Genomic DNA, 11229 nt, shown 5'->3' with positions numbered 1-11229 from the left:
GACCCCGGTCAGGCCCTCGTCGGTGTGGACCTGGACGTAGGTCAGGTTCCGCCAGGGTGTTCCGACGACGTGTGTGGTGATTCCCGTGATCCGCAAGGGAGGGACTCCTCATGTTCGGTATATCGACCAACGTTCGAAATCTTGCCGCGACAGTACGAAGCGTGGCCGGTCGGTGTCAACGGGTCGACGAGAACGGGGCGTTCGGCGGGCAACGAGTGACTCTTGACCGCACCGAGAGGGGCGCCTAGCCTGCCACGGCCGACATTGAGAACGACGTTCGATATGACGAACAGTGAGGAGGGCGGCATGACGACAGCACCGGTCTGGAGCCTCGATCCCCGCACCGGGGAGCGGCGGGAGCGGGTGGCGCTGGAGGCGTCGCCCGAGGAGGTCGACGCGGCGGTACGGGGAGCCGCCGCCTCCCTGCCCGCGCTGGCCGACCGTACGGTGCGAGCGGCTCTGCTGCGCGAGGCCGCCGCGCTGCTGGAGCGGGAGGCCGACGCGCTGGTGGCGACGGCGGACGCGGAGACGGCCCTCGGCCCCGCCCGCCTCCGGGGAGAACTCGCCCGAAGCTGCCACCAGTTGCGCGGCTTCGCGCACCTCGTCGACGAGGGCGCCTTCCTCGACGTGATCATCGACCACCCCGACGACACGGTGACGCCGCCCGTTCCGGACCTGCGCCGGTACAAGGTGCCGCTCGGCGTCGTGGCGGTGTACGCCGCGTCCAACTTCCCCTTCGCCTTCTCCGTGCCGGGCGGCGACACCGCCAGTGCGCTCGCGGCCGGCTGCCCCGTGGTGATCAAGGCACACCCCGACCACCCGGCCACCTCGGAACTCGCCGCCCGGCTGCTGCGCGAGGCCGCCCGCAGCCTGGGGGTGCCTGCCGAGGTGATCGGTCTGGTGCACGGCTTCGACGCCGGCGTCCGGCTGGTCCGTCACCCGCTGGTCGCGGCGGCGGGGTTCACCGGCTCGATACGGGGCGGAAGGGCGCTGTTCGACGCGGCCGCGGCGCGCCCCGTACCCATCCCCTTCCACGGCGAACTCGGCTCCCTCAACCCGGTCGTGATCACCGAGGCGGCAGCGGGGGAGCGGGCCGAGGAGCTCGGCGCCGGACTCGCCGGCTCCATGACGCTCGGCGCCGGCCAGTTCTGCGTGAAGCCGGGACTGGTGCTCGTCCCGGCGAATCCCGGCGGCGACCGCCTGCTCACGTCCCTTGAGGAGTCCGTGGCGGCCACCGGGCCCGGAGTCCTCCTCGACCAGCGCATGCACGAGAACTTCGTCGAAGGGGTCACCGCGCGCACCGCACTGCCCGGCGTGTCGGCGCCCGTCCCCGCCGGTGCCGCGTCCGACCGTACGGTCCGGGCGGGCGTCCTCACCGTGCCCGCCGCCACCCTGGCCGAGGAGGGCGACCACGACCTGCTCCTGGAGGAGTGCTTCGGCCCCGTCACGGTCGTCGCCCGCTACGAGAACGACGACGAGGCACACGCCGTCCTCGCCCGACTGCCCGGCAACCTCACCGCCACCGTCCACCTGTCCTCGGAGGAGAAGGCGGGCCGGGGGGACGGCGCGCGCCTCCTGGAGGCCCTGGTGCCCCTCGCCGGCCGGGTCCTCGTCGACGCCTGGCCCACCGGCGTCGCCGTCGCGCCCGCCCAGCACCACGGCGGCCCCTACCCGGCCACCACCTCCACCGCCACCTCCGTCGGCTCCACGGCCGTCGAGCGCTGGCTGCGCCCCGTCGTCTACCAGAACACCCCCGAGGCGCTCCTCCCCGCGGAGCTGCGCGACGCCAACCCGCTGGGCCTGCCCCGCCGCGTCGACGGCCGCCGCGACGCCTGAGAACGCGCCTTGGCGCCGGACCGTACCCGTACCACCTCCGTAAGCGCAGCCACTGATCCCCAGAGCCGAAGGGAACGGGAACAGCCATGCCACGAGCGAGAACAGGGGTCACCCTCCTCGCCGGTCTGCTCCTCGCCGGCGCCTGCCTCACCGCGCCCGCCGACGCACGGAGCACACCGGCGTCCGCGGGGGTGGACTACACACTCGACGTCGACGCGTCCCGCAAGGGACCCGCCATCGACCCGACGATGTACGGAGTCTTCTACGAGGACATCAACAACGCGGCCGACGGCGGACTGTACGCCGAGCTCGTCCAGAACCGCTCTTTCGAGTTCGACCGGGTGGACAACCCCGCCTACCACCCGATGACGGCATGGACCCCCACCGCGTCCGGCGGCGCCGGAGGCGCGGCCGAGGTCATCGACGACGAGGGGCGACTCAACGAACGCAACCGCCGCCACCTGCGTCTGCGCCTCGACGGGAAGGGCGGACCTGACGGCCGGTACGGCGTCGTCAACAGCGGCTTCGCCGCCGGCATCGCCGTGGACTCCGGCAGGCGTCACGACTTCTCCGTCTGGGCCCGCACGGACCAGCCGGCCGGCACCCCGCTCACCGTCGCCCTGCGCGACGACGCCGGCACCGCGCTGTCCGCGCCGCTGACCCTCACCGTCCGCGGCGACCGGTGGACGAAGTACACCGGGACCCTCACCGCGCGCGGCAGCGGCGCGGCCGCCCGGCTCTCCGTCACGGCCGGCGGCTCCGGCACACTCCGGCTCGACATGGTCTCCCTCTTCCCGAGGGACACCTACAAGGGACGGCCGAACGGCCTGCGCAAGGACCTGGCGGAGAAGATCGAGGCCCTCAGCCCCGGCTTCCTGCGCTTCCCCGGCGGCTGCCTCGTCAACACCGGCAGCCACCAGGGCTACGAGGCACCCCACTACGAACGCGCCCGCTCCTACCAGTGGAAGGACACCGTCGGCCCCGTCGAACAGCGTGCCGCCAACGCCAACTTCTGGGGCTACCACCAGACCTACGGCCTCGGCTACTTCGAGTACTTCCAGTTCGCCGAGGACATCGGCGCCATGCCCCTGCCGGTCGTCCCCGCCCTCGTGACCGGCTGCGGACAGAACAAGGCCACCGACGACCCGGCCCTGCTGCGCCGGCACATCCAGGACACCCTGGACCTCATCGAGTTCGCCAACGGACCCGTCACCTCCACCTGGGGACGCAAGCGCGCCGAGATGGGACACCCGAAGCCCTTCGGCCTCACCCACCTCGAAGTCGGCAACGAGGAGAACCTGCCCGACGCGTTCTTCGCCCGCTTCACCCGGTTCCGGGACGCCATCGAGGAGCGCCACCCGGAGATCACGGTGATCAGCAACTCCGGACCCGACGACGCCGGTCCCGTCTTCGACCGCGCCTGGGAACTCAACCGGTCCGGCGGCGTGGCCATAGTCGACGAGCACTACTACAACAGCCCGCAGTGGTTCCTGGAGAACAACGAACGCTACGACTCCTACGACCGCGGCGGCCCGAAGGTCTTCCTCGGCGAGTACGCCTCCCTCGGCAACCGCTTCTCCAACGCCCTCGCCGAGGCCGCCTTCATGACCGGCCTCGAACGCAACGCGGACGTCGTCAAGCTCGCCTCGTACGCCCCACTGCTCGCCCGCACCGACAAGCCGCAGTGGCAGCCGGACATGATCTGGTTCGACAACACCCGGTCATGGGGCAGCGCCAACTACGAAGTGCAGAAGCTCTTCATGAACAACCCCGGGAACCACGTCGTGCCCAGCCGGGCGTCCGGGACCCCGGTCGTCAGTGGCCCGATCACCGGAGCCGTGGGCCTGTCCACCTGGGCCACGAGCGCCGCGTACGACGATGTCGAGGTGACCGCCGCCGACGGCACGACCCTGCTGCGCGACGACTTCTCCGCGGGTCGCGACGCCTGGACCCACGCCACCGGCAGGGGCGACTGGACCGTGGAGGACGGAGCGCTCGTCCAGACCGACACGGCCGCCACCGACACCATGGTCACCGCGGGCGACCCCGGCTGGCAGAACTACGACCTCAAGGTCAAGGCCACCAAGAAGGCGGGCGCGGAAGGGTTCCTGATCGCCTTCGGCGTCCGGGACACCGGCAACTACTACTGGTGGAACCTCGGCGGCTGGAACAACACGGCCTCCGCCGTGGAGAAGGCGACCGGCGGCGGCAAGCAGACCCTGGTCCAGGACGGCACCCGGATCGAGACGGGCCGCACCTACGACGTGAACGTCCAGGTCCGCGGCCGCCAGGTCACGCTCTTCCTCGACGGCCGTGAATGGGCCCGGTTCACCGACGACAAGGCCGCCGAGCCCTTCCGGCAGGTCGTCACCCGGGACACCAGGACCGGCGAGCTGATCGTCAAGGTCGTCAACGCCCAGGAGCACACGGCCCGGACCCGGATCGACCTGGGCGCGGACACGAGGACCGGTCCCCGGGCCAGGGTGACGACCGTCGAGGCGCCCCCGGACGCGGAGAACACCGCCACCGCCCGTCCCGTCCGCCCCCGGACGACGAACATCCCCCTCGCCGGCCCGGAGTTCACGTACACCTTCCCCGCCCACTCGATCACCTTCCTCCGTATCAGAACCCACTGACCCCCTCCCGCACGACCGCGGCCGACGGGCATCTCCCGTCGGCCGCGGATCCATGCGCCTCTCTCAAGGCGGTGGGATGTGCCCGGCTCGCGCCGCGGCGCTGTCCCGCCGGGCCGCGATCAGGGCGAGGACGCCGAGGGCGATCAGCCCCGGGGCGCCGGAGACGGGGGAGAGGATCTGCAGCGGCACTCCGGTGGCGAGCAGATACCAGCCCAGCTGCGCCGGGAGCCTGCCCGTGTCCCGGACGACGCGCCGGCTCAGTGTGCCGAGCGCCAGCAGGCCGAAGCCCGCCAGGAAGAACCACATCTCGAACTCTCGCCGCGGATTGCCCGTGACGGCGTTCCAGAATCCGTCGCGGGCCACCGCACCGACGGTGGTGGAGGCGACCACGAAGACCGCGAAGTGCACCGCGGTCAGTGCGATCACCAGGAGCGGAATCGCCCGGGTCAGTGACGACGGCCCCGATCCGTGCGGTGGCCGGGCGCTCATGGCGCGAGGCGTCCGCATCACGCCCCCGTGGCGGGGGAGGGCGTCGCCGGCCGCGTGACCTCGGCGCGCCGGTCCCGGCCGCGAGGAGCGCGCGCGGTGGCGGCGACGTGCGCCGTCAGTCCGCCCAGCGCCAGGGACAGCGGGGAGTACAGCGCCAGGTCCCAGCGGGTGAACTCGCTCGGCCGGCTGGTCAGGCCGGACGACACCAGACCGGCCGCGCCTCGCAGGAGCAGCACGCCCGCCACACCCCACACGCCCCGGCGAAGCAGACGCGGTGGCCCCACCCGGGGGACCAGATCGGCCTGGGCCGCCACCGCGTAGGAGGCCGCACCGAGCGCCACCGCGACCGCCGCCGTCAACTCCGGCGAGGGCAGGTCCGCCTCGGCGACCCCGACGATCGTACGGGCGAACTCCGCCCGGCCGGTCAGCGGCCAAGGAGAGACCGTCCAGATCCCGTGCAGCACCCCCGTCGCGCCGAGGCCGACCGCGGCCGCCCCACCGGTGATTCTCGTCAGCGTCATCCCGCTCACCCCATCACTCCGTACACCCCTGTATGGATGTGTCCGTACAGTACTGTACGGACATGGCGAGAAAGCAACTCACCCCCCAGGACTGGTCGATCGCGGCGCTGCGCGCGATGGCGCGCGGTGGAGTCGCCGCCGTATCGGTCAACGCGCTCGCGGGCGAGCTGGGGGCGACCCGGGGAAGCTTCTACTGGCACTTCAAGCACCGCGACGCACTTCTGACCGCCGCCCTGGAGACGTGGGAGCAGCAGCACACCGCAGCGCTGATCGCCGAACTCGGCGACATCACCGACCCGCTGCAGCGGCTGACCGCCCTGTTCACCACCGCGCTGGGAGAGGAGGACATCGACGGCCTGGAGCCCGCGATCGTGGCCCACGCCGACCACCCGGCCGTCGCCCCGGTCCTGCGCCGGGTCACCGAACAGCGGATCGCCTACCTCACCGACCTCTACACCGACCTCGGCATGGCTCCCGCAACCGCCCGCCGCCACGCGGTCACCACCTACGCCGCCTACCTCGGCTGGGTCGAACTGCGCCGCTCCGCCGTCGACGTCGTGCCCGAGGTCGCGGCCACCGGCGCCGCCGCCACCGCCGCGCTCGAGCACCTCATCACCGCGCTCGCGCGATCGGCCATGTCCCAGGCCATGCCCGAGGCCGGGCCGCCGGCCACGCCCGAGGCCACGCCCCGGGCCCTGCCCCAAGCCGCGCCCCGGGCCGACCCGGAGTGAGAACCTTCCGCCGTCCCCGCCCGGCCGCGCAGTAAGGTCGCCCGACCGACGGAGACGGCGAAGGCGCCCAGCCCAGGAGAGGGAGACGCGATGAGCAAGGCCAAGAGGACCGATCCCCGGCCGCCCGCGCCGCACGCCGCGGACAGCCACGATCTGATCCGTGTGCACGGGGCGCGCGAGAACAACCTCAAGGACGTCAGCATCGAGATCCCGAAGCGTCGGCTGACGGTCTTCACCGGCGTCTCCGGCTCCGGCAAGAGCTCGCTGGTCTTCGACACGATCGCCGCGGAGTCGCAGCGGCTGATCAACGAGACCTACAGCGCCTTCGTCCAGGGCTTCATGCCGACGCTCGCCCGGCCCGAGGTCGACGTCCTGGACGGCCTCACCACCGTGATCACCGTCGACCAGCAGCGGATGGGCGCCGACCCCCGCTCCACGGTCGGCACCGCCACCGACGCCAACGCCCTGCTGCGCATCCTCTTCAGCCGACTCGGCAAGCCGCACATCGGCCCGCCGAGCGCCTTCGCCTTCAACGTCCCCTCCGTTCGGGCGAGCGGGGCGATCACCGTCGAGCGCGGTGCCGCGAAGACCGTGAAGGCGACCTTCTCCCGTACCGGCGGCATGTGTCCGCGCTGCGAAGGCCGGGGCGCGGTCTCCGACATCGACCTCACCCAGCTGTACGACGACTCCAAGTCGATCGCCGAGGGCGCGTTCACCATCCCCGGCTGGAAGTCGGACAGCTTCTGGACGGTGCGGCTCTACGCCGAGTCCGGCTTCCTCGACCCGCACAAGCCGATCCGCGAGTACACCAAGAAGGAGATGCAGGACTTCCTCCACCGGGAGCCGACCAAGGTGAAGGTCGAGGGAGTCAACCTCACGTACGAGGGCCTGATCCCCAAGCTCAAGAAGTCCTTCCTCTCCAAGGACCGGGAGGCGATGCAGCCGCACATCCGGGCGTTCGTGGACCGGGCGGTCACCTTCACCACCTGCCCCGACTGCGAGGGCACCCGGCTGAGCGCGGAAGCACGGTCGGTGAGGATCGGCGACACCACCATCGCCGACGCCTGCGCGATGCAGATCAGCGACCTGGCCGAGTGGGTCCGCGGCCTCGACGAGCCGTCGGTGGCGCCGCTGCTCGCCACGCTGCGGCGGACGCTCGACTCCTTCGTCGAGATTGGACTCGGCTATCTCTCGCTCGACCGCCCGTCGGGCACGCTGTCGGGCGGCGAGGCGCAGCGCGTCAAGATGATCCGCCACCTCGGCTCCTCGCTCACCGACGTCACCTATGTCTTCGACGAGCCCACCATCGGTCTGCACCCCCACGACATCCAGCGGATGAACGACCTGCTGCTGCGGCTGCGCGACAAGGGCAACACCGTGCTCGTCGTGGAGCACAAGCCGGAGACGATCGCGATCGCCGACCACATCGTCGACCTCGGTCCCGGCGCCGGTACGGCGGGAGGCACCGTCTGCTTCCAAGGCACCGTCGAGGGGCTGCGGGCGGGCGGCACCGTCACCGGACGCCATTTCGACGACCGGGCGGCCCTCAAGAAGACGGTGCGCGAGCCCACCGGGACGCTGGAGATCCGCGGCGCGACGGCGAACAACCTGCGCGACGTCGACGTCGACATCCCGCTCGGGGTGCTCACCGTCATCACCGGCGTCGCCGGCTCCGGCAAGAGCTCGCTCGTACACGGCTCGATCCCCGCCGCCGAGGGGGTGGTGTCGATCGACCAGACCCCGATCCGCGGCTCCAGGCGGAGCAACCCGGCGACGTACACCGGACTGCTCGACCCGATCCGCAAGGCGTTCGCGAAGGCCAACGGCGTGAAGCCGGCGCTGTTCAGCGCCAACTCCGAGGGTGCCTGCCCCACCTGCAACGGCGCGGGCGTCATCTACATGGACCTGGCGATGATGGCGGGCGTCGCCACCCCGTGCGAGGAGTGCGAGGGCAAGCGGTTCCAGGCATCGGTCCTCGAGTACCACCTCGGCGGCCGCGACATCAGCGAGGTGCTCGCGATGCCGGTGACCGAGGCGGAGGAGTTCTTCGGCGCCGGCGAGGCGCGCACACCGGCCGCGCACGGCATCCTCGGCCGGCTCGCCGACGTCGGGCTCGGCTACATCAGCCTCGGCCAGCCGCTCACCACGCTGTCCGGAGGCGAGCGGCAACGCCTCAAGCTGGCCACGCACATGGCCGACAAGGGCGGTGTCTACATCCTCGACGAGCCCACCACCGGTCTCCACCTCGCCGATGTCGAGCAGCTCCTCGGCCTGCTCGACCGGCTCGTGGACTCCGGCAAGTCCGTCATCGTCGTCGAGCACCACCAGGCGGTCATGGCGCACGCCGACTGGATCATCGACCTCGGCCCCGGTGCCGGCCACGACGGCGGCCGGATCGTCTTCGAGGGCACACCCGCCGACCTGGTCACCGCCCGCTCGACCCTCACCGGCGAACACCTCGCGGCCTACGTCGGAACCTGACCGAAGCGCCGGGGCCCCCGCGCCCGGCGCGATCCACACGAGAGGCCTTAGGCTCAGGGCCGCAACTCGTGATCACCGAGGGGGGATTCATGCTTTCCAGCATCCGCAGGCGCGTGTACGCGGCCGGGATGGCACTGACGCTGGCGGCGGCGGGCGTGCTCGGTTCCGCGCAGAGCGCGACCGCCGACGAGGCGCCGCCGGCCGAGGTCGCCGCCGTGCCCGCGATGGGGCCTGTGTTCAACGACCCGACGTCCGCCGATCCGGCCCGGCAGAACGCCATCAGGAATCGCGTGCGCGAGTTCATCGCCGCCGCGGACAGCGGTTCGACCATCCGGATGGCGATGTACCACCTGTGGGACAACACCGTCGCCCAGGACCTGTCGAACGCCCACAGTGCCCGGGGGGTCGACGTCCAGGTCGTCCTCGACGAGTCGACCGTCAGCGACCCCGCCGGAAACCCGGACTCGTACCACACGCTCAAGGCGGCGCTCGGGACGGACATCACCAGGAGTTCGTACGTCACTCTGTGCGCGAAGGGCCGGTCGTGCCTGGGATCGAGCACGAGCGGGATCAACCACAACAAGTTCCTGCTGTTCAGCAGCGTCGGCGGCGGCGCGGTGACCCAGGCGGTGCTGCAGCTGACGTCCAACCTGACGCCGTCGAACTACTCCCGCTACTGGAACAGCTCAGTGGGCTTCGCCGGCAACTCCACCTTGTACGCGGCCTACACCTCGTACTTCACCAAGCTGGCGAAGCAGGACCGGGTCAACTGGGACTACACGTACGCGGGCGCGGGCGACTACAAGGTGTACTTCTTCCCGCGCGCCGAGGCCACGGGGGGCACCGACACCGTCGTCAACGCCCTGGACAACGTGGGCTGCACGTGGAGCGACTCGTCCGGAACCCACCGCACCGCGATCCGTGTGGCGATGCTGAAGATCACCCGGCAGGCGGTCGCCGACAAGCTGCGCGCGCTCGCGGCGGCCGGGTGCACGGTCGACATCGTCTACAGCGAGACCGACACCGGTACGTGGAACGCCCTGCACGGCCAGACCCGGCTCGCGACGCGCTGCTACCAGCACGACCACGACGGCGACACCGGCACACCGAACCGGATCGTGCACTCCAAGAACCTGATGATCGACGGGATGTACGCGGGGGCGAGGGAGAGGCTGGTCTTCACCGGCAGCCACAACTGGAGCGGTCCGGCCCTGCGCGACAACGACGAGGCGATGCTGCGGATCACGACGCCTTCGGTGTACGACGCGTTCGTCACCAACTTCGACCAGGTGCGGGCCGCGGCGTACCCGGGCACGTCGGACGCGACGGCGGCCTGCCGCTGACGGACCAGGCGGTGAGCCCTGGGCGTTGGTCGCCCAGGGCTCACCGCCATGGGATCGACCGGCACCCCAGTCTGAATCCACGTTTTCCTGAATTCAGGGTTGGGTGTACTGTCAGGAGGGTGCTGACCGTTGCCTCCGACATCGACGTGCTGGCCCGCTTCGGCCGCGCGCTCGCCGACCCGATCCGCTGCCGGATCCTGCTCGCTCTGCGCCAGGCGCCGGCCTACCCGGCCGACCTCGCCGACGCGCTCGGCATCTCCCGCACCAGACTGTCGAACCACCTCGCCTGCCTGCGTGACTGCGGCCTCGTCGTGACCGTCCCCGACGGGCGCCGCACCCGCTACGAACTCGCCGACCCTCGCCTCGGGCACGCCCTGGACCACCTGCTGACCTCGGTGGTGGCGGTCGAGTCGGACAAGACCTGCCCGGACGCCGCGACGAAGGACTGCTGCCGATGACCGCGATATCGATCGGGCCGTCCCCGGCCCGCCGCGACGCGCTCACCCGGCGCATACGGCTGCTGGTCGCCGCGACCATCGCCTACAACGTCATCGAGGCCGTGGTCGCGATCACCGCCGGCACCATGGCCTCCTCCACCGCGCTGGTCGGCTTCGGCCTGGACTCCGTCATCGAGGTCTCCTCCGCGACCGCGGTCGCTTGGCAGTTCTCCGCCCGCGACCATGCCGCTCGCGAAGCCCGGGAGAGGACCACCCTGCGGATCATCGCGTTCTCCTTCTTCGCGCTGGCCGCCTACGTGAGCGTCGACGCCGTCCGCGCGCTGGCCGGAACCGGTGAGGCCGACCGCTCGATCCCCGGCATCGTGCTCGCCGCCCTCTCCCTGGCGATCATGCCGTTCCTCTCCACCGCCCAACGCCGCGCGGGGAAGGAACTCGGCTCCGCCAGCGCGGTCGCGGACTCCAGGCAGACCCTGCTGTGCACCTACCTCTCCGCCGTCCTCCTCGTCGGCCTCATCCTCAACGCCACCCTCGGCTGGTCCTGGGCCGACCCGATCGCCGCCCTCGTCATCGCCGCCGTCGCCGTCAAGGAAGGCCGCGAAGCCTGGCACGGCAGGGGCTGCTGCGCACCCACCCGTGTGGGGGCTACCGGTGGTCCCGGCGCCACCCCCCAGTCGACCGACGCCTGCGCCTCCCGTTCGGACACCTCCTGCTGCGCGTGAAGGGCCACCCCTTCA

The 11229-nt window shown here is 71.4% G+C and carries 9 protein-coding genes; 7 read left to right on the top strand and 2 right to left on the bottom strand.

What is annotated here, in order from left to right:
• Positions 1 to 306: 306 nt before the first annotated feature.
• Together ACIRB4_RS29290 and ACIRB4_RS29285 are read left to right on the top strand one after the other, a co-directional pair.
• Positions 307 to 1836 (top strand): aldehyde dehydrogenase (NADP(+)), encoded by a 1530-nt coding sequence (locus ACIRB4_RS29290; RefSeq protein ID WP_403295357.1) that lies wholly within the window; start codon positions 307 to 309, stop codon positions 1834 to 1836.
• 86 nt (positions 1837 to 1922) lie between these two features.
• Complete coding sequence (locus ACIRB4_RS29285) at positions 1923 to 4472, top strand: alpha-L-arabinofuranosidase C-terminal domain-containing protein (RefSeq protein ID WP_403295355.1); 2550 nt, start codon at positions 1923 to 1925, stop codon at positions 4470 to 4472.
• A 63-nt stretch (positions 4473 to 4535) separates the two neighbouring features.
• Here ACIRB4_RS29285 and ACIRB4_RS29280 read toward each other — a convergent pair whose 3' ends face one another.
• Entirely contained in the window at positions 4536 to 4961 is a 426-nt protein-coding gene (locus ACIRB4_RS29280) for a DUF6463 family protein (protein WP_403295354.1), read from the bottom strand.
• A 17-nt stretch (positions 4962 to 4978) separates the two neighbouring features.
• Positions 4979 to 5482, bottom strand: coding sequence for a DUF3995 domain-containing protein (locus ACIRB4_RS29275; RefSeq protein ID WP_403295352.1), 504 nt, complete (start codon positions 5480 to 5482; stop codon positions 4979 to 4981).
• A 62-nt stretch (positions 5483 to 5544) separates the two neighbouring features.
• On the opposite strand from ACIRB4_RS29275, the gene ACIRB4_RS29270 reads away from it, so the two are divergent.
• The 5 genes from ACIRB4_RS29270 (at position 5545) to ACIRB4_RS29250 (ending at position 11214) form a co-directional block, all read left to right on the top strand.
• Entirely contained in the window at positions 5545 to 6213 is a 669-nt protein-coding gene (locus ACIRB4_RS29270; RefSeq protein WP_403295351.1) for a TetR/AcrR family transcriptional regulator, read from the top strand.
• 90 nt (positions 6214 to 6303) lie between these two features.
• A complete protein-coding gene (locus ACIRB4_RS29265; RefSeq protein WP_403295349.1) occupies positions 6304 to 8694 on the top strand; it encodes an ATP-binding cassette domain-containing protein in 2391 nt (796 codons plus the stop codon).
• 89 nt (positions 8695 to 8783) lie between these two features.
• Entirely contained in the window at positions 8784 to 10037 is a 1254-nt protein-coding gene (locus tag ACIRB4_RS29260; protein WP_403295348.1) for a phospholipase D-like domain-containing protein, read from the top strand.
• A gap of 119 nt (positions 10038 to 10156) precedes the next feature.
• The gene (locus tag ACIRB4_RS29255) at positions 10157 to 10495 is read left to right on the top strand and encodes an ArsR/SmtB family transcription factor (RefSeq protein ID WP_403295346.1); all 339 of its coding nucleotides are present in this window, start codon (positions 10157 to 10159) and stop codon (positions 10493 to 10495) included.
• Positions 10492 to 11214 carry a cation transporter gene (locus ACIRB4_RS29250; protein ID WP_403295344.1) on the top strand — a complete coding sequence of 241 codons (723 nt, stop codon included), beginning with the start codon at positions 10492 to 10494 and terminating at the stop codon, positions 11212 to 11214. The genes ACIRB4_RS29255 and ACIRB4_RS29250 overlap by 4 nt, the downstream gene beginning before the upstream one ends.
• Positions 11215 to 11229: the final 15 nt, after the last annotated feature.

Origin of the sequence: Streptomyces sp. NPDC093600 (assembly GCF_044764755.1) — a bacterium.
GTDB lineage: Bacteria > Actinomycetota > Actinomycetes > Streptomycetales > Streptomycetaceae > Streptomyces.
The sequence above is the reverse complement of the archived record's forward strand: the minus strand, read 5'-3'. Positions and strand labels throughout refer to the sequence as shown.